We start from the raw sequence: 22,349 nt of genomic DNA, 5'->3' as shown, positions 1-22,349 counted from the left end.
TATCAACACACTCTATTTAAAGTTTCATTTAGGTATACTCGTATCATTATTCCAAATCAATAAGATGCCTAATAATGAAAATACTCTTTGCCGCTTCCGAAATTTACCCTCTAATTAAAACAGGTGGATTGGCCGATGTCGCAGGTGCCCTTCCCGTCGCTCTTCGAAAGAAGGGCCTTGATGTCAAACTTATCATGCCTGCCTATCAAGGCATACTTGAAAAGGTAGCGCCAATTCAAAAGAGTATCAACCTTGGAAATCCATTTGGTGTTGGAGATTTGTTACTTCTTGAAACCCATATACCAGAAAACAACACACCGATTTACCTCCTCCAATGCCAAGCGCTGTACGAGCGTGAAGACGGCCCTTACGTTGATCGAAATGGAATAGACTTCAAAGACAACCATATCCGCTTTGCCGCCTTATCATGGGCGACAGCAACACTTGCTTTGCATGGCAATCTGATTGATTGGCAAGCAGACATTCTTCATTTAAATGACTGGCAAACAGGGTTCGCGGCAGCTTATCTTGAAAGCTGGAAAGTAAAACATCTTCCGATTGTGACAACAGTACATAATTTACGCTATAACGGAAGTTTTGATATGGATCAATTCTCTGACACATTTTTATCGACTGAACTACTCAGCATGCATGGCATGGAATTTTATGGCCGCTTCTCAGGACTAAAAGCTGGCCTTGTGTATGCAGATGCAATCACCACCGTAAGCCCAACCTATGCACAAGAAATCCTTACACCAGAATACGGTGATGGTCTTGATGGCACATTAAGAGCGATGTCTGAGAAACTGGTTGGCATTTTAAATGGCGTAGACTACGAGCAATGGTCACCAGAAGTCGACCCTCTCATCGCTCAACAGTACAACACAGACAACCTAAAACAAAAACAGGCAAACAAGCTCGCCTTGTTACAAGAAAACAGTCTATCGGAAGACCTGAATCAGCCCATTTTTGGCGTAGTCAGTCGATTGACCGAACAGAAAGGACTAGACCTTATTTTAGAAGTTATGCCCAACTTGTTAGATAAGGGCGCAAGACTCGTTGTGTTAGGTTCTGGAGACAAACAGCTGGAATCTGGCTATTTAGCCTTACAAGATAAATACCCAGAACAAGTATCCGTCCGCATTGGTTATTTTGAAGACTACTCACATCGCATCCAAGCTGGTATTGATGCTTTACTCATCCCTTCTCGATTTGAGCCGTGCGGTTTAACACAACTTTATGCTTTGAAGTACGGCACTCTGCCAATCGTAAGGCAGACAGGCGGACTGGCTGACAGTGTTTTTGAACTCACAGAGAAGGCAAATGGCTTTGTCTTTGCTGATGCCAGTAAAGAAGCTTTACAGGCCGCCATGGAGCGTTGCATGACTTGTTTTCATCAGGATAAAGTGCGCTGGCAAGCATTACAAAAGAACGCAATGAGCTATGACTTTAGCTGGGAGGCCGTTACAGATCAGTGGGAAACATTATATAAATCGCTTCTTATTGATAAATAAGCCTGTTTTCATCAAGCGGGTTATCTTTTATTCAAGAGATAACCCAGCGTGACGACTCTCTTCCCATAACTTTTCGCCCTCAACCAAGGCTTTTTCAGTAAAGCCCTCCTGCCTCATTTCTTGCAAGGCAATAGCGATCCGATACTTTAAATCATCATTATTGCATGGCGACTTTTTAGACATAGTTAGGTATAAGCCTTCGCTGCTTATAAATGGCTGCCGAGCAACAATAGTATCAGACAAGCCTAAAACCACAGAGTAAGCTTGAGCAGGACTTTTTTCATATAAAACATAATCAACACGATCGGCAGCAAGCATTCGCAACGCTTGCGATAAACTAGCAACAGACAATATGCTTAATTTACTCTGGGCAAATTGATCAAACTCCTGACCAAAACTGTTATTGATAACGGTAACGCCCCACTTACCAATCAGATCTTCTTTTTTATCAAAAGCAAAAGGCTTGTCTTTGCGTTGCCACACAACACTCGTTGTATGAAGCATGACAGGTGTGAAATAGTCCATATAATCGGCACGTTCAGTGGTGTAGAACGCACCGGCCATTAAATCAATACGCCCGTTTTTTACTTCATTTTGCGCTCGTGACCAAGGCCCCACATGCACCAACCGAATAGGAATATCTATACGTTGGCTCAACTCATCAATAATAAGGCGATTTACACCTTGTAGAGTCTTTGCATTTGGTTGCGCTTGCCACAAAAAAGGAGGGTATTCTGAATTACCTGATGCCGTAAGCTGGGTGCATGATGAAGGAAGAGTTTCTTCGCCTAAAACGGCCGAACTTTTAAAGAAGGTCGCCATTAATAAGCAGCAAACCAGGTGTGTATGTAGTCGCATATCACGCCACTCCCCATAACAAATAAAACTCAAACAACAAGTGACGCGCTGTACTCTACAAATATAGTGATCACGTTACAGCAAAAAATACGTAAGTTCATTAACCATTTATAACAGCAACCGACCCTTGTGCTCACACACAACATTGTCGGTAAATATAATCACGATTCGATTATAAAAAACAGTAATCTGTTTCATTCCAATACTCTAAAAAGCAGAATAAAGCCCTAAACCTTATAACCCCTTCTTTAGACGAACCCTAATCACCTTAAAAAGGCCAAAAGCAGGAAGTACTGTCTTTAGGCTCTGTTCCTAAAATAAAAGCCAGTGTGATTTTATCACTACAGCGACTAGCCGCTATTTCAAATTCGTCATCGAGCACATCATAACGAGCCGCGCCACTAGGCAAACTTGTTGGCAGTGATCTAGGGTTTACGTTTTTAGTAAAGTCTATCCAGACTTTTTGAGCACCACTGCTTCCCGTTATGCTGAGTGGCACATTGTTGTCATCACCTAGCCAGACGGTTGAAGAGTAATCTCCCGTAATACCAACAAACCAACTGTCTTTTTGCTGGTTAGTCGTTCCCGTTTTAGCCGCAAAATTCAGATCTGGAAACGCTGCCTGTGCAGCACGCGCCGTACCTATTTTCGGCGTTTTTGTCATTCCATCCAGTGTCACAGCCAGCAAAGCATCGGTAAAAGGCACATCGTTTTGCTGGTCAAAACGCTTCATCATTCGATCATTTTGATCCATTACCGCAAGGACGACACCCAATTCACTGCTTTTACCTTGGGACGCAATCGGCTGATACAAACGCGACACTTCAAACGGAGACAATTCTAATGCCCCCAACGCCATGGCTGGATGCATAGTAAAGGAGCGCTTAACTCCTAATTGTCTTAACGTATCCCCAACCCGATCAAAGCCTATTTGCTCCGCCAGAGAGACGGTCGCCAAATTATAAGATTTCGCCATCGCTTCATACAGATGCACCACACCATGCGTTTTACGATCATAGTTTTCAGGCTCCCAAATCTGGTCACCGACCTTGAAACGAAGTCGCTTATCTTCAATTTTTGACCACCATGTATAACGCCCAGTCGCCAAAGCTGACATATAAAGTGGCGGTTTCACTAATGATCCAATAGGTCTAACAGCGCCTAACGCTCGGTTAAACCCTGTGTAGTACTGGCCACTCGAACCAACAATAGCGCGCACCTGCCCCGTTACTCGATCAGTAACTACCATCGCACCTTGAAGGCCTTTTAATTTCGCATCACGTCGTTCTAATGCGCTTACCTGACGCTGCATTGCAGCACTTGCAGCACGTTGTGCTCGAATATCAACACCAGTATAAATACGTAAATTTTTTGTCGCCAAAGTCGTTTCATCAAAATCTCGAGAAAGCTGCATAGCAACAAGGTCTAAATAATCCCCATATATAGAGCGCTCTTTCTTCTTACTGGCAAGACGAATAGGTCGCTTGATTAGGCTTTGATAATCCTTATCGGATAAACGACCTTGCTCTTTAAGCACCGCTAAAACGGTATTGCGTCGAGCTTTTGCCCTATTTGGCGAACGTTCAGGATTGTATAAAGATGGGCCTTTTACCATGCCAACCAAGAGCGCAAATTCATCTATATTAAGCTCGTTTAAAGGTCGGCCGAAGAAGTGTTGACTGGCGGCAGCAAAGCCATGTAACGCACTGCTACCAAGCTGAGCCAGATACACTTCATTCATATACGCGGTAATAATGGCTTCTTTTGAATAGTGATACTCAAGCAACAAACTCATCACAACTTCGGTTAATTTGCGTGTATAAGTTCGCTCCGAACTTAAATACATATTTTTAACCAATTGTTGAGTCAAGGTAGAGCCGCCCTGACGTCTAGCGCCGTGGGTAAAATTAACAATAACAGCTCGTGCTATCCCTGTTAATGAGATCCCCCAATGATGATAAAAATCGCGATCTTCAACAGCCACCAGAATATCAATAAGGGGTTGGGGTATTTCCTTGTAGGTCAATATTTGACGGCTTTCTGTGTTACCACCATATAAATAGCCAATTCGTTGAGGCTCGATTCTTGCCTCATCGACTTCATCACCATTCAACGCTTGAATAACCAAACGTCCATTTTCGAATGAAAAAATGCGTCTTTCACTTTCGTGGAAACCAAGATGATCGACATACGAACGAAGGTGTGCGCTTACTTTTGTCTGACTACGAGCAGCCCAACCGACTTTTTGACTGTTCCGACCAAAACGATAACCCGTTTCTTCCAGCAAGCTCTCTAAATCTTGTTTTTTCCAAGGCGCGCCGCTCGATAAGATAATAGGAGCACTGTAAACCTCAGAAGGCACCTGCCACTTTTGGCCTTCAAAACGTTCCACCACTTGCCCGTTTAACCACCAGACCCAAACAGCAAATGGGATACTGGCCACTAATGAGAGGATAAGTCCCCACTTAAAAAGAAAACGACATGACCTCTTCAAAAAAGAAGATTTGCGCACTTTTTTCGTTTGGGACGAAGATTTACGAGAGGATTTTGCCGGAGTTTTTTTAGCCATGGCGGCAAGTATAAGGAGCTTGTCAAACGCAAGCAACGATCAAAACCCAACTAGCTAAATTATTGCATATTGACTCATTTGCCATAGCACTTTAGAGTCGTTCCTCACGGAATGCTTAACTAACTGACATTCCCTTGATATTTAATCACTTAATCGGCCGTAGAATTGGAAGAAAACAGCACTAGATTGGAATAAATATCTCTCTGCTCTAGTTCGCATAAACACGAAATGCGCCAATTCTCACAAACAAGTAATCCATTATAAATAGTGCGGTAATCACGTGTTTAATAAGTATCTCATTCCAGACGCGCAAAACCTTCCAGAAGGAAAAGCGCTGAACATAAAAGTAGCAGAATACAACTTTTTAGTGACGAAACAGCAAGGTCAAATTTTAGCCTATGAGAACCTTTGCCCTCACCAGAAAAAGCAATTAAGTTGCTCTTCAAATACCACCTTGGACGAAGGCGGAGATTATTTGAAATGCCACCATCATGGCGCTCTCTTCTCTCCAATTGACGGCACTTGCATAACAGGACCTTGTCAAGGTAGCCATTTAAAGAAGGCCACTGTTGGCATGGAACAAGGCAACTGCTATCTCCTTTTTGCCTAACGGCTCTCTTACTTAACCACACGCTGGACAAACATGGGTCACAATGCATTTTTAGTTAACATAACGCTTTTTCTACAAAACAAGTTTAGCGTCTTGTTAACTATGGCTTTGTGTTGCCTGCTCTCTACCAAGTTGTTCGCGGCTGATACACTTCACCTTGCGGTAGCCTCTAATTTTATTTCACCAATAAAGCAGCTTGCACAAGACTATGAAGAGGAAACAGGACAAAAAATACAACTGTCTTTTGGTTCTTCAGGGAAGCTATTTGCCCAAATCCAGCACGGGGCTCCCTATGATATTTTCTTATCTGCCGATGTTGCCAAACCCCAGGCGTTAATTCAAAGTCAATTTGCCTTAGCTGACAGCATCGTCACGTATGCCAAGGGGCAATTAGCCCTATGGTCTGTTACGCCTTTGGGGTCAGACATAAAAATCAGCTTGCAGAACAGCAATCGCATCGCCATTGCAAACCCAAAACTCGCGCCCTACGGAAAAGCTGCACAAGAAAGCCTGCAAGCATTATCGCTTTGGAATACGGTTGAACAAAAGCTAGTTCAAGGAGAGAACATCGGACAAACCTATCAATTTGTCTATTCTCAAAATGCCGATATAGGTTTTGTAGCGTACTCACAAGTATTGGCAGGGAAAGTAAAAGGCAACACCATTAAAATCCCGAGCGAACTTCATAGTGATATTAACCAAGCTGGGGTAATTTTATCGCATTCTAAAAATGTAGAACTCTCCCGCGCCTTCATGGCATTTTTGATGCGCCCTGACACCCAAGCTAAAATTACTCAGTTTGGTTATGCAGCGCCAAACAGCTAGGCCGAATCACAATGCACCTTACCTCCGAAGACATTGATGCTATTTGGCTAACACTTAAGCTAGCCAGCCTAGTCACTTTTTTGCTGATTATTATTAGCACGCCACTGGCATGGTGGTTAGCAAGAACACAATCTTGGTTAAAAGGCCCTATTAATGCCATTGTAGCGATGCCACTGGTATTGCCCCCAACGGTACTTGGCTTCTATTTACTGCTCTTTTTGAGTCCGCAGGGAGCAATAGGCTCGATAATGAGCAACATGGGGTTACCACCGCTGCCTTTTAGTTTTACAGGTTTAGTCATTGCTTCCATGCTCTATTCACTTCCGTTTGTTGTACAACCTATTCAAAATGCTTTTTTGGCCATAGGAAAAGGGCCTTTAGAAGCCGCAGCCACTTTACGCTCTTCCCCTTTAAATCGTTTTTTTTATGTTGCCATTCCATTAGCAAGACCCGGTTATATCAGTGCTGCGATTCTTGGGTTTGCCCATACCGTGGGCGAGTTCGGAGTGGTTCTTATGATAGGTGGAAACATAGCCAGTGAAACAAGAGTGATTTCTATACAAATATATGACCATGTTGAAGCACTAGAATACGGCCAAGCTCATACACTGTCTCTGCTAATGGTGGCCTTTGCATTTATCGTACTTGCCTTTTTATACGGCGTTCAAAAACACCAAAAAAGCAAAGCTGTCTCAGGGGGATTACTGTGACTCCAGCAGACGATAAAAAAGCATTGCACATACAAATTACTCAACCAGCCAGCAAACAGTCGCACTTCTCTTTGGATATCAACCTCCAGCTCCCGAGTACTGGCGTTACTGCGTTATTTGGACCATCCGGTTCAGGAAAAACCACGATATTGCGTCATATTGCCGGTTTAGAGGTGAGCAATAGTAGCCACATCCGCCTAGACGATACTATTTGGCAAAACTCTCAAACATCATTACCGCCGCACAAACGCCCAATAGGCTTTGTTTTCCAAGATGCAAACCTGTTTGAGCATTTAACCGCTGAAGGGAATCTGCGTTTTGCGATGAAACGAGCCAAGAAAGATCAGTCCGTTATTTCTTATCACGATGTCATTCGTTTAATGGATATCGACTCTATTTTGGCTCAATATCCGGCACAATTATCAGGTGGAGAACGTCAACGAGTCGCCATTGCCAGAGCATTGCTTATTCAGCCAAAATTATTGCTTATGGATGAACCTTTAGCCGCCCTAGATGAAACCTTGAAACAAGACATTTTGCCTTACCTAGAAAAGCTGTGTCGTCGAGCTAACATCCCTATCATTTATGTGAGCCATTCGTTAGATGAAGTAATCAGATTAGCTGATCACATGGTGGTATTGGATAAAGGACGAGTCGTAGAGGAAGGCGACATCCATACATTACTTGGGAAACTTGGTACTTCCTTTTCACGTTATCAAGATGCCAGTGTGGTTGTGGTAGGCACAGTGACTCGACATTCTCCCGAATGGGGGCTGTCTTGGTTAACAATTGGCAATCAAGCCATTGCATTTAAACAAGGTAATGAAGCACTGGGGGAGCCCGTTCGGCTACGTATCCAATCAAGAGATGTTAGCATCACGCTGGACAAACAAGACGGATCCAGCATCCTTAATCGTCTAACTGCCGTAGTTGATGATATTGAACGAGATCCCAAAGATCCTAGCCAAACTATGGTTCGGCTCATGATCGACAATACGGCAATTTTAGCCAAAATTACCGCTTTTTCTGCCCATCAATTGGCTTTGCAAAAAGGTCAATCCGTTATTGTACAAATAAAGTCTGTGGCGGTTCTTTCGTAAACACTGACAGCCTTCAAGCAGGCTTAGCCCAAAAGGCCGCTAATTTAGGCTTTATAACCAGAGACATTAAAACAGAGATCGCCAATCCAGCAGGTAAAGCAGCCATAAACGTCGCGATCCAAAAGTGAATTAAATCCTTAAGTGCTAGGAAGCCATGTAAGTTCACGGTCGTGACAACGGCCATGATCGATTCCATCAACACCGCCATAATAAGCCCGAAAACAATATTTTGCTTCATAGACGACAGGCTTGGAAATAGCATATTAACCAAGCGATTAACCATAAAAGCGATAACACCGCCAATTGGTGCAATGCATAGAATACACAAAGCAAAAGAAGACAACCAAGATGTCATGAAATCCTGGGTAAAACCAATATTTCTCCAGGTCATTAAGAAAGTTAACGAACCTCCTATAGCAATAACAAGGCTAACGATAACAGCAATTTTTTGAACTTTATTTGACATAGATTCTCTCGCGGAAAATGATAAGGTAAAAACGCCAAAACAAATTGACAAAGTCAACTATATTGAATTAAGTTGATAAAGTCAACTAAAGCAAGGATTGTCATGCAACACTACGAATCAGAACTACAAACTCTCTTCATAAATACGATCAGCGGATTAAAAGTATCAATGAAAGCCATCATGAAGGAGCAAGGACTGTCATTATCACCTTTGCATTTTATGATTTTGAAAAATATCTACGAGACAGAAAATTGCACAGCAAATTATCTTGCAGACGTAGCCGCCAAAGACAAAGGACAAGTCACACGCTTAATTCAGGAAGTTATAAACCAAGGGCTGATTATCAAGTCTCCAAATCCAAATGATAAACGCAGCCAATACCTATTTTTAACCGACAAAGGTTTGACGGTTTATCAGCATCTAGCGCAAGCAGATCAAAAGGTTCTAAAAGAAATGAGAAAGGATGTTAGTGATGAAGAGCTCAAGGCATTCTTAAACATTGGTAAAAAAATGCTCGCTAATTTAAATACTGTCATTAGCGAGGCATAAAACTTAACCTTAAATTTCCTGTGCTAAGTGCTCCAAAAAGTCACGCATGAAGGCGACTCTTCGCTCGCCTTCATGCCGAGCAGAAGGTAGGTTAAGCGTTTCAGCAATACCAAACAGCTTGCTATAAAAGTGATCAATTGAATAAGCACTGTCGTTCGGTTCGCGCACCTCACAAAAAGGATCCTGACTAGCGTATAACGCACGATTAAGTGCCCCACTCACCTGCATACAACGAGCTATCCCTATCGCTCCCAGGGCATCCAAGCGGTCCGCATCTTGTACTATTTTGGCTTCCAGTGTCTTTGGGGGAATATTGGCACTAAAGCTGTGGGCACAAATGGCATGATGTATGGCTTCATGATGCGCACTCGGGTACTCAATTGATTCAAGAAAGCCAATGGCTTTATCTGCCGCCATGGTTGAAGCGAAAGCTCGATCAGGGTGGTTTTTTGGCAATGACACACAATCATGTAGCCATGCAGCAGGCATAACAATCCCCCAATCAGCACCCTCCTCTTGAGTCAGTTGCTTAGCCGCTTTTACTACCCTATGGATATGATTCACATCATGTGCCACATCCACTGCATTTTGAGAGACTAAAAAAGACTGACACTGAGATGAAAACCGCTGCTCGTTTGGAAACCACATAACCTTCTCTGCTCTTACAGGATGAAACGGTCAGAATGGTAACGTCAAAGTTCAACCTCCTTCAATAAAAAAGGCCTTGCTGTTTCAAGCAAGGCCTTTCTCTATCATGTCATTGTCTATTAAAACGTATAACCAACACTCGCCATGAAAGTGAGCGGATCAATATCCGTATCGAATGTGCCAACGGTTGTGTGTACATCGGTATTAATATCCATGTACCAAAGAGACGCATTGGCAAACCAGTGATCAGATAATGTCACGTCTACACCCACTTGAGCAGCCAAACCAAATGAGTTATCGAGGTTAACATCCGTATTGGCCAAATCGCCCTTACCTTCTTCATCAAAGAAAAGCGTGTAATTCAAACCAGCACCCACATATGGACGCACCTGGCTATTGGCTTGACCAAAATAATATTGCGCCATCACGGAAGGCGGCAAATGAGACACTTCAGCGACTTTTCCCAAAGTGTTCACGGAAACATCGTGAGTAAAAGGCGTTGCTGCCAAAACCTCAAAGCCCACATTGTCTGTCAACATATAGCTTAGCGTTACCCCAATCTGAGTATCTTTATCAATCTCTAATTCATTGGACCCAGTTACTTTATCGCTACTTTCGTTGGGCATCACACTGGCCACACCACCACGAACAAAAATATCCCCAGCACTGTGTGCAAGAGCCATAGAAGAACAAAACGCAGAAACAAGGGCTACAGGAAGTAAAGCTTTCATAATCGATTCCTTTTTGTGTCAAACAACATGTCAGTGACCAAAAAGTAACAGGATCTACAATCAATATTTTAATCTAGATCAAGGTTTTACTCGCTCCAGAGAGACAACTAAGGTGACACCCCCACTAGGTCAAGAAAAGGTAAACTGCCCAAATAGAATCATTTTTCCCCCAAATATGCAGATAAAAAGACTCGTCTACTTGAAGGTGAGCATTGAAACATTAGTAAACTATCAAAATTATAAAAGTAAACTGATTTACCCTAGCTCAATAAATCGGTAATATTTGCGAAAATTCTCATCTGGATAAAAAATAATATGCCAATACTTATTGCTGTCACGCTACTGTGGGCGTTTTCATTTAGTTTAATTGGAGTCTACCTAGCTGGGCAGGTTGATGCTTGGTTCTCTGTATTAATGCGAGTAGCTCTTGCCACCCTTGTGTTTCTTCCTTTCTTAAAACTTCGCCAGATCGAAGCAAAAATAGCATTGAAATTAATGGTCTGTGGCGCATTTCAGCTCGGTATCATGTATGGCTTTTACTACCAATCATTTTTGTACCTATCGGTTCCGGAAGTATTACTGTTTACCGTTATGACCCCTCTGTATGTCACGCTCATAAATGACATGTTAGATCGTCGTATCAATATTGGTTTTGCAATCAGTGCATTGCTTGCCATTCTTGGTGCTGTTGCAATTCGTTACCAAGGCATAGATGAAGGCTTCGTGAAAGGCTTGTTGATTGTGCAATGTGCCAACCTTTGTTTTGCAGCCGGACAAGTTGGTTACAAACGTGTTATAGCAAAAGAGCGTCCAGACTTACCACAACGCACTGTATTTGGCTGGTTCTTTCTAGGTGCTCTTGCCATTGTTATTCCCTGTTACCTTGTGCTTGGCAACCCAGATAAACTGCCTACCACAACACTACAATGGTCTATTTTGACTTACTTAGGAATTGTGGCTTCTGGCCTTGGCTACTTTGCTTGGAACAAAGGGGCAACCTTAGTCAACATTGGCACATTAGCGGTAGCAAACAATTTACTGATTCCTGCAGGAATACTGGTCAATGTGCTTTTCTGGAATCGTGATGCAGATATTCTACGTTTAAGTATTGGTGGCGGGATTATATTACTAGCACTATGGGTGAATGATAAATTCAACCAGAGACAGAGCAAGGCGCAAGCAGCCCTCTAGAATACAGCTGTTAAACTAAAATCGCCCAACATCACAAATGTGTATGTTGGGCGATTTTTTTGCTAATCGCTTACTACTCTTTAATCAACCATTGCTGAAAAGCTTGTTGTGATTCCTTATCCGCTCTCTTAAACCAAAATGTTGCCATCTCAAATTGGATACTTGAGACTTCTGGTTTATATAAATCATCCGCGATCCAAACTCGAATATGCTTACGAGTCACTTTGTCGGATTGGTTATACCAAAACTGCATCATTTGCAGCTCAACATCGTCAGACATTTTGGTAGGCGCAACATCAGGACCAGAAGATGAGACATTGGCACTCATTGAATTTTTAGCCGTTAAACGCTCAACCTCTGCCACAAAATCCCGCGTGTTTTGTAACCCAGACTTGGTCGTTAGCATTTGTTGCTTATAATCAACCTCTTTGCCACTTACTTCATCAATAATGGAGAACTGAGGATCTTTTACATTGTCTTCTGCCTGCCTAACCGTAGAGACATAAGGGGCTTTCAAACTCAGGTAGGTATCCTTCTCAAACTGCAAATTCAATACAATCGGTTCCGATTGGAAAGTTTGAGTATCGCCGCCACTACGTAGCAATTTATTAAATCGAACAACAATTTGATGCGGCCCTTCCTCCACATCGACCTTGAAGTCGTTCCCAAACTGTCGAGAACTTTCTAAGTCAACATACATAATTTCAAAAGACCTGGGCACTTCAAATGTCGCTGCCATAGCAGGGAGTACTGTAAAGCAGCTAACTAAAATTGCCACGGCACTAAATCCACGTTTTACCTTCATCCTACGTCCTTAAACATCACAATATTTGAAGCAAATCTAACATAGAATGCCGTTTAAATTGTGTGTGAAGACCTAGTTCAGAAGCACTTGCGCGATTTTGTCTTTTTTCCTTTACATTGAATAAAAACGAACAGCCTAAGTAAGTCACTCTTTGTGGACATCAGCTTGCTACTTTTATATGAAAGTTTCAGGTAACCCCTATGCGGTATTGTAAGCTGAGCACATACTTAGTCTTTCTTACGCCAGCGGCTGTATTTTGAATGCACTCCTCGTGTAAAAGCCGAAGAATACTCCTCCAAAATATCCACCCCATATAAAATCGCCACAACAATAAAAGACAACTTTATCGCTACATAAGAATCAACGATCGCGATACAGACACCAACCGCGGCCAATGCCCAAATTGTGGCAGCGGAAGTAACCCCTATGACAGCACCATCTTTAGACAACATAACACCTGCGCCAAGAAAACCAATACCAGTAATCACCTGCCCAATTATGCGTGACGGATCTGTCGTCTCAGCAGCCACAAACATCGACGATGCAATAAACACATAGGTGCCCAATACAATTAATGCCGAGGTTCTAATTCCTACAGGCTTACCCCTTAGTTGACGTTCTAAACCAACAATAACACCACAAAAAACAGCGGTAATTATCGAACTCCAACTATAGGGTTCAATAGAAAATAACGACTCTAAATTCATACAACTTTACTTCGTCTTAATGCCATGTTTTTGAATAAGAATGGAGGAAGGTTACCCCTTCCTACTATCTTCCTTGAAGGTAATCTCATTGTGCAAGCCCGTCCGAACTTTTTTCACCATAAACTCTAAGTCCTCGAACAAGAAAGGCTTACTAATAAAAGCATTCATACCAGAATCAAGACACTGGCGCTTAATATCGTCTTCCACATGAGCGGTCAGTGCGATTACCGGAGTTTGATTTAGACCTTTGCTTTTTTCAATCTGCCTAATAGCAAGGGTGGCTGAAAAACCATCCATCTCTGGCATGTTACAGTCCATGAAAATAACATCATACTGTTGAGAGCCATTAAACTTCTCCAACGCCATAACACCGGTTTCAACCAAATCAACAGAGCAGCCTAATTTTAAGAAAAATTGCTCACAGATCATCTGATTCACTTTATTGTCTTCAGCCAACAGAACGTGCAAGTTAGACGGAAGGTCTGGCTTTATCCCAACACCTCCTAGCGCAGAAGATTCCTGACAAGCCGCTTGGTCACTTAGAGCAAAAGGAATCGATATAGTGAACGTGCTTCCCACTCCCACTTCGCTCTCAACACAAATACGCCCACCCATGAGCTCAACTAAACGCTGAGTAATGCTCAACCCTAAGCCTGTGCCTCGGATATTAGGGTTAAAATGACTAACCTGATAAAACTGCTCAAAGATTTGCTGTTGGTCCTCAGCTGAAATGCCAATACCAGTATCTGTAACAGAAAACGACAACATTACCGTATTAGTATCATCGCTTTCCTGACAAAAAGCCTTTATGGATATTTCCCCGTTGTCCGTAAATTTAAACGCATTTCCAACAAGGTTATAGAGAATTTGATGGACCCGATAAGGGTCGCCCTGAACAAACTCTGGAATATCGTCCAGCGTACAAGTGAAATTAATTGGCTTTTTCTCAAACTGAGGCGCAAGTAATGACATCACCTCATTAACAACAGCTGCAGGGCTAAATGATATTTTCTCTAACTCCAACTGCTCTGCATTGATTTTAGAATAGTCTAAAATATTATTAATAATGTGCATCAGTGTTCGACCCGCATTATTAATCACGGTAACTTGCTGCTGCTGTTTTTCGTTAAGGTCCCCCATGGATAGCAATTGGGCCATGCCAAGTACTCCGTTCATGGGCGTGCGGATTTCGTGCGTCATGGCAGCCAAGAAATCGGTTTTCGCTTGACCCGCAAGCTCAGCGGCTATTTTCGCTTTTTCCAGTTCTTCAGCCTGCTCTGACAGTTTTAAATTGTCATTAAGAGCCTGCCAATACACACGATTTTGCTGTTTTCCAGTCATAAAAATAAACAGGCCATAACCAATAATTAAAGCCGCAACAATCAAGTTACCCGGCTGGTCTAACAGCAAACCAGCACCTAAGGCAAAAGGGAAACAAATCAACACGAAATAGCTGCGCATTATTTTATAAGAAGGCGCTAATACAGTGACCCCTCCTATACTGATACCAGCTGCCGCCATAACATTCACTGTCACAGCTAAATCAATAGTTGGATTCACGTAAAAAAGCCAAGCAGAACCACTTACCCACACAAGAGCGGATGAATTGTAAATAAAAGCATAACGAGAGAAATAAGACGGGTAGTCAATCTCGTTAGAGGAAAATACTTTGAAGAATAAAACCAACCGATAAAATTGGATCAATAAAAAGCAGCCAGAAAAAATCCCAATAATGTCTAAATGCTCACGAGCCGTTGCAGAACTGAAAACCGCAGCCCAAAAAGCAAGCAGATAGAAAATCCCACCATAGCGAGAACGTTTAGCTAGATCTTTTAAGCTAATGTCATTAACTTGCTTATCGCCCAGCGCATAAAGTGAATTATTCAATAAAATCCTCGAACTTAATGGCTATAAAAGTGTGGAAAAACCTACTTTACCAAAACTGACTTACGCCATAATAGTTCATTTATGCGATATAAAAAACTAAACCAAAAAAACCAGCAGGGAGAAAACTGCTGGTCTTTTGTTATCAATACACTCTGACGCTTATTTCATTAATCACCAAGTCCATTGGCTACTTTTTCTTTTTACGATTGTGTTTTTGGCTTGTTGTGGAGTCAGGGCCTTTGAAGATATCGATTGGCTTACCTGTCGCTGGGGTGTTTTTCTGAGTCTTTTCGATCTCGTCCATCTTTTGCTTAAACTCTTCATCCGTCATGTCGCGCCAGTATCTTGGGTTGCGGTTATGCTCTTTGTCATAGGCTATGGTGGTTGGATCACGTTGACGGGCTGGCTCTAACACCAAAATGTCTGGCAGCGGTTGGCTGATGTCCATATAGCGTTGCACCATGTTCCAAAAACGAAGGTATTCAATCACTTTATGATTGGCACCCATGGAGCCGCTAATCGGCACGCCAACAGAATAATCACGGTAACGATGAATTAACGTTAACGAGTAATTCAAAAAGCCTTGCTGAGTCGGTGACGACATCAATACACAATCAAACTCGATAAAGGGATGAGTAAAATAAGGCTTATTCTTTTTAAACAAAGTCACCATACCCGTCGTGCGATTTAACTCAAATATCCGGCTTGGACGTAAAAACGGCGCTAGAAACATATAACCCGCGTGCAATAGTTTGTAGTGAAGGTAAATAAGAAAACAAGGTAAGGTCACGTACAAAGTAAGTCCCCAGAAAAGATCATCCATTCCATCATTCCAAGCAAAAACAATCCCTCCCTTACCAAAAACGAGCCCTGATAAAAAAAGTATATATGCCAAAGGCAATACAAACATTAAGCAAACATTAGCAATCCCAGCTATTAAGACATACAACTGAGACCAGCCACTTAATGACTCTCCAATTAGTTTCGTTTCGGTCCAATACATGGGCTTTGAACTTTTCTCTTCTTCAGCCATTATGGTAGGCGTCATATCGTCCAGTCCATAAACGGTGATGCTGTCCGTTGTTTGACTAAATGAAAAGGGCTTGCCGCTGGTCATCATACGGCGTAAGAAGCCTTTTTCTTGGCGTGGCTTCTGAGGAGGAAAATTCTGTGAGTTATAAGCCGTGTCTTGATATTGGCTGATGGTATTCTCCGGTTCTGTTTGCGAGTCGTTTTGTTTTTTGGCGGTGGCGTTAGCGTTAACAAAAGCCATGTATTTGATCCTTTACTGTCTAGTGCTTGTGACGGGATTTATTTCCCCTTAGAACAAAATATTTATAGCTCTAAGGGGCGAATCTATTGCAATTCTGTTATGTTTGTTGATTCGGTGTCATAGTAACGACTTGATTGATCCAAGACTTTTCATCCTCGGTAAAATGTGGTGGATCAAATACTTCGTCCTCAAAAGTGACTTTATCCAATGCTGGCATGGGAAACACTTCATCGCCAATGTGTAATCTCACTCTTGCTATAAAGGCTTTTGAATAGGTGTAAGTATGATGCTTTCCGCCAAACCAAGCACTTTCACTATGGGCTTGAGGTAAAGCAACATCGTGTTTTACAAAATAAACAGTGCTATCTGAGCCATCCGATTGTGCGAGAATCGGTAATGCTCGATTGCCTAACGGTTTGACTTCCTCGTCATGGGAAATAGCGGCGGTTCGAGAAGAGCGGGTTTCGATTTTTTCCAAAGCCGCAGGACGAACATAAAAATCGATACGGGCGTTGTCCTCCCCCATGAGCGCAGCGAGGTTACTGCTCACTCGTATTGCATGGGTAACACCTTTAGCCTGCATGGCAGCATTAAAGTCCTCTGGTAAGGCCGTTTGGCGACCATATTGGTAAGCTTTTATATCCACAGAGAACAGGCAATTTACAAAGCGCTCGAACGCGACTTTATTATCCTGTAAATGAGCGTATTGCTCACCTGGATCGTCAGCAAAAGGACCATTTTTTAGCCACTCTTCAATAGGTGTGTCTAAGAACAACATGTATAAGAGTGCTCCTGTGACTGCAATACCAATGCCTAACCAGGCAACCGGCCCCATACCGAATAAGATAGGCGCACTGGTGGTAAACAAGCCCGTGGCAAAGGTCGACATCACCGTTCCCACCGCTACCATGTACATAGCAGCACTGGCATCGCCATCATTTTTCGCGGACAGGCGAAGTGCCTCCCAACCCGCCATGCCAGCGGTCAATAAGCCACCAATAACTCCTGCTACAGCTAAACGACTCATGCTACCGACTAATTGAGCACGACCCGAAACAGAGTTAATAAAGGACGCCATTTTACCTGTTAATTTAACTGCTTCTTTATTAGCAAAGCGAGTTAACCATGAGGCATTTTTGCCATGTAAATTCGCCGCATGTGTAATCGCCACACTTAAGTCCACAGATGCACTAAACATATAACCAAATGAAGGTAATCGATCTTTACCTTCATAAAAACTTTCAAAATACTTAAAATTCAACACCAAATTCACTGTCTCAATGGCAACAATCCAGTACGGGATTCGGATGCGCTCGTAGGCGTTGCTGCTGTTAATCTCAGTATTGTTCATGTTCCGCAAAGCACGCTGGGTATTGGCTTGGTTATAGGCTTGTGCCATGTTGCTGTCTTCTGGCAACACCACCACTTTTAGATTACCGCGCTCCGCCAAGTTGGCCTTGTCCGCGTTACTAAAGGGCTTTTTATTAGATGCCACCACTAAGCGGCCATTTTCTTCACGCAATTGACCTTGTAGCCCTTTACGTCTTTTGTTTTTAATGTGCTCTCTATCATCGGCACTCAGGCCAAATTTCAACCCTTGACCATGCACACCCACTACATAGCCCTTGGTTTGCGCTCCTTGGGCTGAGGTGAACAACATTTTCCCAAGATAGGTCGGATTCGTTGCCTTAGTTAATGCCAATACGGATGCATAGGCTTGGTTAAATTGAATAACTTTGGCTTCTGAAGCCACATCTTTTATAGACATCAGAGCTTCGTAGTAACCCTTTAGAATATTATCTAGAATGCTGCTTACACGCCTTGCTTGAGAAAATGCATCCTGTGCTTTATCTGACAAAGAAGCAGCCACGTTACTCTTGGTAATAAACACGAGATCAATGACTTCCAGCTGGTCATCTTCGAGCACAAAGTCGTTAAGGCTCCATTGTGCTAGGCTTTGAGGGGTGGCAAAGCCGGAACCATCATTTAAAGCTTCTGGAGACGTATATTCAGAGTCTAAGGGAACAGCTCCTTCTTCAACAAATAGCACTTTACAAAGAGGATGGCTACTGGAGGATAAGACATTTCTGAGGGTGGCATGACAGTCTTCTACACTCAGACTATTTATCTGATTTAGCGGTTGATCAGACGGCAAGTAGTCATGTATGTACTGGTATTTCGAAAAGGCGTCAATTTTGTCGATGTTAATACTCAATGCGCTCATAGCATGACCAACGATCTTATGTGCACCTGCTGAATTAAGGCCATTTAGTGAAGATATATCACGTAATACATCGGCCGTACGTTGACTATTAAGTACTTGATCCAAGTGATATTGCAGTTCTTTGATGTCACGGTTGGCAATCAAGCGTTCTCGTGTACGTAATGTACGATGAAAGCGTCCGCTTAAATCACGACTGACATCATCGTTGAATTTATAAAGCGGATTCTCTTTTTCACCAAACCGTTCTGTCATGATCATTTGTTGTGTCAGTTCGGCGGTCTGATAATACTCTTGTTGGCTCATATCCACATACAATTGCTGCATGTACGCTGCACCAGAAAGCACCATAAAGGCGCGCTGTTTTAAATCAAATATAGGATCATCAAGCACTAAGGTTCTTAGCTGGCGAGCTTTGGCATCACTCAGATAATCTAAGCTTTGTGACGCTTCCCAGGTTATATCTAGATCATTGTCATTGGTGATCAGAGACTTTAACGCCGTTTCTTTCATATCGTATTCGTACTGGAACGCACTTCGGTGCATCAGGGCTTCGAATTGTTCATCACCATTGTTATTGGCATTTTCTATGCCATTTTTGATGTCTGTATATTGTTGATTTAGCCAACTTCCGCTTAGGTCACGGTTAAACTTAAGTGGCTCACCAATATGCCATTCAATGTCCGCGCGAGCTCGCATTTCAGGTAAGTCGCTCGCAAGTAGAACACAAGCCTCTTTTTGTCTATGGCTGGGCGGGTTATCCATACCTTTTAGTTCATGCAAGGACTGCGCGCGTTTCTGCAACTCTGCTACATTATTTTCAAAATAATTTAAACGCTCACCACTCCATGGCACCTCTGAATAGGCAAGGTAGACAAGCGTGTCTTGATTGTTATCTTTTACTGGTAGCCAAATATCTTTTAGGGGGTTACCCACCGCCTCTCGTTTGTCTGACGAAAAAGTCTCGTTTTCGCCGGTACGATAGGCAGACAAATCCACATCCAGGAACTGTACACCTTCGCTGTCGGATGCGTGTATTTCCAGTTCGCGCCATGCCTTGTTATTATAAAATACATACAAGTAACCGTTACGAGTAGGTACATAGCGTTCATTGTCTTGCAAATGTGGATTGTAGGTCGGCATGAGTGTCAACGGCACTACTGCATGCATTAAGTAATCTTGCTCGCCATCCACCCGCTCTTTGGGCTGAACATCATTAAATAACGGCAAAAGGATATCACCCTGCTGCCCTGCTATCGCTAAGCAAGCATCCACGGGAGATGCGTTTTGCTGCCATGGCCAGCTGTTAATCGTCGTATTCACCAATGGCATAGAGACCAGCTGACCTTCAATATCTTCTTTGCGGCTCGCGTCTTGCGCATCATAAAACTGAAAGCCGTAGCTTGGGTCATGCTGCACCCCAGTGACTTCGATAAATACTTTAGTGCCATCACAGGCAGGGCCTGAGCTTATTTTATCCGTTGGCATACGATTCATCCTTTTTAATCAGCATTTCTATATGATGTAATTTTTGAGCTTCATTCAATGACTGAATAGCTTTTATATCAAGGCGCTCAAACAAACTGGCAGCCACCTTTTCAGCACTATAATGCTCTTGATCACATGGGCTATTTTGCGCTCGACATAAAGTAAGGTATTGATAAATATTGTCTAGATCAGCAAAACCCAGTGTCTCTGCCTCATTGAAGTAGCGTCGATATTGAGTCCATATATGGCTATCTTTTAGATCTAACGAAACATTCGTGAAGTATGTTGTTAACGCTCTATCAATATTCTGCAGCTTAAAAGCCGCTTCTTGTGACGGCGTTATCACCCATGATGGCGTATGAGCTTCTGCTTTATCTGAATGATTTTGAACTTTGCACCATAACCCTTGGTTGGGTGAATTTTCTGCGCCATACCAGCAAACTTGTTTAATCATTCCAAGCCATGATTCTGTGTTGGTACGCAACTCCGTTTCACCAAAAAAATAGTTTGCTATGTTGGGGTTGGAATAGTGCAAAATGCCTTTTCTTCCTGAGGAAAAAGACACAAACAAACGCTGGCGTAAATGAGCCAGTAACGCTTCAAAGCTGGTCTCTTCAGTCACCGCAATTAAAACGCCTGTCCAACCTTTTTTTGTGAGTGCATTCTGCTCGTATTGTTGAAGCAAATGATCTCCTTCACGTACCCGAATAACATAAGGACTAACATCAAGGAATGTGGAAAGATCGGAATCAAGGTACAAAGCTGCACTTTCTACACTGTTGCTGTGGGTATAAATATCAGCACTTAATGTTGGTGTACTAGCAGGAACACTGTTAGCAATTAGGTAATACTGTAAGCCAGCCTCAAATGAATCCGAATGTAGATTTAACGTATCTGATGTAATCATCGGTTAATTATTCCCACAAGGACAGTCACCTAAAGGACAGGTTCCGTCGGCTCTCTTTTGACACACTTCGGTGACTGGTTCATTTTGCAACTGATCCGATATCAATTGATGTTTTAATGCTGCAGTTGCCACTATTGGCGCTTCATTGCCTTCCGGCGCCTCAAGGTTGGCATCGTACTCCGGTGAAACAGCACTAAGTGGTAGCTCGGGTGCTGCCCCACTAAATCCACTGCCAGAACCCGCACCACCGCCTGAGTTTAGGTTGATGGCAGAACCAACTAAATGAACCCCTGAGCCATCAATTTTTAAGAAGCTTCCCCCTGCCATTAAGGTGAGCTCTGCCCCTGCGTTAACCACCAATTTCACACCGCTGCTTAGGTGAATCTCGTTCCCAGCATCGAGCACGGCTTTCGAGCCTACTTTTTGTTGCAAGCTTCCGTCCACCATAAATGTGTGATCTTTATCTATCTTGTGGCGACTTTCGCCCTTGATGGTCAGGTGGTCGTTGCCTGTGCCGTTTTCTCCGCCGATTTGGGTGAAGCGGTCGTTGTCGATTTGTCTGTGTTGGTCGTGACCGATGCGAGTGATGCTGTCGTTGAGGACATCGGTTTCGTGGTCTTTTTGGGCGTGTACATAGACTTTTTCATTGTCGACTTGATCTTCAAAACTGATCTCGTTAAAGCCTTCCCCTTGGTGGGTGTCGCTGCGCCACACAGTTTTGGTTTTGTTGTTCGGTAGAAGGTATGGCGGGGTATTCTTGGCGTTAAAGGTACGCCCTGTAACAATCGGTTGATCTGGGTCGCTGTTTAAAAAGCTGACGATGACTTCGCTGCCGATTCTCGGGATGGCCATCATGCCATGTTGGTTACCGGCCCAACCTTGGGAGACGCGTACCCAGCAGGAGCTGTGATCGTTGGCTTCGCTGTATCTGTCCCATGGGAAGTGCAGTTTGACGCGTCCGTGTTCGTCACAGAAGATTTCTTCCCCTTCAGGACCAACAACCGTGGCCATCATGGGGCCATCGACACTCGGTTTGGGTTGTGGTGTCGCTTGCCAGTTGGTGGTGGCGGGAATAAAGGTAAAGCGATTGTTATAGGTGGTGCTGCCAGATTGGCCTTCTTCTTCCAAGACTTGCGGCTGGGTGCCGTGGTGTTCGACCCAGACCGGCAGCCACTCTTGGTTGATGGTGTCTTCGTTGTGCCCTTCGATGGTGATTTTCATGCCAGCTTGGATGCCAGCGTGGTTACTTTTACCCACGAGAGTGCGAGCACTACGGCGCAGGTATTCTAG

The 22,349-nt window shown here is 43.2% G+C and carries 19 protein-coding genes; 7 read left to right on the top strand and 12 right to left on the bottom strand.

Features of this window, described 5'->3' with window-relative positions:
- The first annotated feature begins 74 nt into the window (after positions 1–74).
- Positions 75–1,514, top strand: a complete 1,440-nt coding sequence (gene glgA, locus DFP75_RS16495) for a glycogen synthase GlgA (protein WP_110577150.1) — start codon at positions 75–77, stop codon at positions 1,512–1,514.
- Between the two features lie 27 nt (positions 1,515–1,541).
- On the opposite strand, the gene DFP75_RS16490 is transcribed toward glgA, so the two are convergent.
- A complete protein-coding gene (locus DFP75_RS16490) occupies positions 1,542–2,372 on the bottom strand; it encodes a substrate-binding periplasmic protein (RefSeq protein WP_110577149.1) in 831 nt (276 codons plus the stop codon).
- A 268-nt stretch (positions 2,373–2,640) separates the two neighbouring features.
- The gene (locus DFP75_RS16485) at positions 2,641–4,815 is read right to left on the bottom strand and encodes a transglycosylase domain-containing protein (protein WP_245927082.1); all 2,175 of its coding nucleotides are present in this window, start codon (positions 4,813–4,815) and stop codon (positions 2,641–2,643) included.
- Positions 4,816–5,221: 406 nt separating this feature from the next.
- Here DFP75_RS16485 and DFP75_RS16480 point away from each other — a divergent pair, with 406 nt between their 5' ends.
- The 4 genes from DFP75_RS16480 to modC are packed head-to-tail and all read left to right on the top strand — an operon-like array spanning position 5,222 to position 8,186.
- On the top strand, positions 5,222–5,551 hold the full coding sequence (locus DFP75_RS16480) for a Rieske (2Fe-2S) protein (RefSeq protein ID WP_110577148.1): 330 nt from the start codon (positions 5,222–5,224) through the stop codon (positions 5,549–5,551).
- A 33-nt stretch (positions 5,552–5,584) separates the two neighbouring features.
- A complete protein-coding gene (gene modA / locus DFP75_RS16475; protein WP_110577147.1) occupies positions 5,585–6,376 on the top strand; it encodes a molybdate ABC transporter substrate-binding protein in 792 nt (263 codons plus the stop codon).
- Positions 6,377–6,387: 11 nt separating this feature from the next.
- A complete protein-coding gene (gene modB / locus DFP75_RS16470) occupies positions 6,388–7,086 on the top strand; it encodes a molybdate ABC transporter permease subunit (protein WP_110577146.1) in 699 nt (232 codons plus the stop codon).
- The gene (modC, locus tag DFP75_RS16465; RefSeq protein WP_220032650.1) at positions 7,083–8,186 is read left to right on the top strand and encodes a molybdenum ABC transporter ATP-binding protein; all 1,104 of its coding nucleotides are present in this window, start codon (positions 7,083–7,085) and stop codon (positions 8,184–8,186) included. Before modB ends, modC begins: the two co-directional genes overlap by 4 nt.
- Before the next feature lie 13 nt (positions 8,187–8,199).
- Here modC and DFP75_RS16460 read toward each other — a convergent pair whose 3' ends face one another.
- On the bottom strand, positions 8,200–8,652 hold the full coding sequence (locus DFP75_RS16460) for a DUF2798 domain-containing protein (RefSeq protein ID WP_110577145.1): 453 nt from the start codon (positions 8,650–8,652) through the stop codon (positions 8,200–8,202).
- Between the two features lie 102 nt (positions 8,653–8,754).
- On the opposite strand from DFP75_RS16460, the gene DFP75_RS16455 reads away from it, so the two are divergent.
- Positions 8,755–9,201 carry a MarR family winged helix-turn-helix transcriptional regulator gene (locus DFP75_RS16455; RefSeq protein WP_110577144.1) on the top strand — a complete coding sequence of 149 codons (447 nt, stop codon included), beginning with the start codon at positions 8,755–8,757 and terminating at the stop codon, positions 9,199–9,201.
- Positions 9,202–9,210: 9 nt separating this feature from the next.
- On the opposite strand, the gene DFP75_RS16450 is transcribed toward DFP75_RS16455, so the two are convergent.
- A complete protein-coding gene (locus DFP75_RS16450) occupies positions 9,211–9,849 on the bottom strand; it encodes an HD domain-containing protein (protein ID WP_110577143.1) in 639 nt (212 codons plus the stop codon).
- A gap of 119 nt (positions 9,850–9,968) precedes the next feature.
- Positions 9,969–10,580, bottom strand: a complete 612-nt coding sequence (locus DFP75_RS16445; RefSeq protein ID WP_110577142.1) for an OmpW family outer membrane protein — start codon at positions 10,578–10,580, stop codon at positions 9,969–9,971.
- 315 nt (positions 10,581–10,895) lie between these two features.
- Between DFP75_RS16445 and DFP75_RS16440 the strand changes: the two genes are divergently transcribed.
- Complete coding sequence (locus tag DFP75_RS16440; protein WP_110577141.1) at positions 10,896–11,771, top strand: carboxylate/amino acid/amine transporter; 876 nt, start codon at positions 10,896–10,898, stop codon at positions 11,769–11,771.
- A 73-nt stretch (positions 11,772–11,844) separates the two neighbouring features.
- On the opposite strand, the gene DFP75_RS16435 is transcribed toward DFP75_RS16440, so the two are convergent.
- The 7 genes from DFP75_RS16435 to DFP75_RS16405 form a co-directional block, all read right to left on the bottom strand.
- The gene (locus tag DFP75_RS16435; RefSeq protein WP_110577140.1) at positions 11,845–12,576 is read right to left on the bottom strand and encodes a YccT family protein; all 732 of its coding nucleotides are present in this window, start codon (positions 12,574–12,576) and stop codon (positions 11,845–11,847) included.
- A gap of 227 nt (positions 12,577–12,803) precedes the next feature.
- Entirely contained in the window at positions 12,804–13,283 is a 480-nt protein-coding gene (locus DFP75_RS16430; RefSeq protein ID WP_110577139.1) for an MgtC/SapB family protein, read from the bottom strand.
- A gap of 51 nt (positions 13,284–13,334) precedes the next feature.
- Positions 13,335–15,170, bottom strand: a complete 1,836-nt coding sequence (locus DFP75_RS16425) for an ATP-binding protein (protein WP_110577138.1) — start codon at positions 15,168–15,170, stop codon at positions 13,335–13,337.
- A 187-nt stretch (positions 15,171–15,357) separates the two neighbouring features.
- Complete coding sequence (locus DFP75_RS16420) at positions 15,358–16,443, bottom strand: hypothetical protein (protein ID WP_110577137.1); 1,086 nt, start codon at positions 16,441–16,443, stop codon at positions 15,358–15,360.
- A gap of 97 nt (positions 16,444–16,540) precedes the next feature.
- A complete protein-coding gene (locus DFP75_RS16415; RefSeq protein ID WP_110577136.1) occupies positions 16,541–20,152 on the bottom strand; it encodes a toxin VasX in 3,612 nt (1,203 codons plus the stop codon).
- Positions 20,139–21,059, bottom strand: coding sequence for a DUF4123 domain-containing protein (locus tag DFP75_RS16410; protein ID WP_110577135.1), 921 nt, complete (start codon positions 21,057–21,059; stop codon positions 20,139–20,141). The genes DFP75_RS16415 and DFP75_RS16410 overlap by 14 nt, the downstream gene beginning before the upstream one ends.
- A gap of 3 nt (positions 21,060–21,062) precedes the next feature.
- Positions 21,063–22,349, bottom strand: a 1,287-nt coding sequence (locus tag DFP75_RS16405) for a type VI secretion system Vgr family protein (RefSeq protein WP_245927081.1), incomplete at its 5' end; no start/stop codon positions are given.

Source organism: Marinomonas alcarazii (genome assembly GCF_003208215.1).
Taxonomy (GTDB): domain Bacteria; phylum Pseudomonadota; class Gammaproteobacteria; order Pseudomonadales; family Marinomonadaceae; genus Marinomonas; species Marinomonas alcarazii.
The sequence above is the reverse complement of the archived record's forward strand: the minus strand, read 5'-3'. Positions and strand labels throughout refer to the sequence as shown.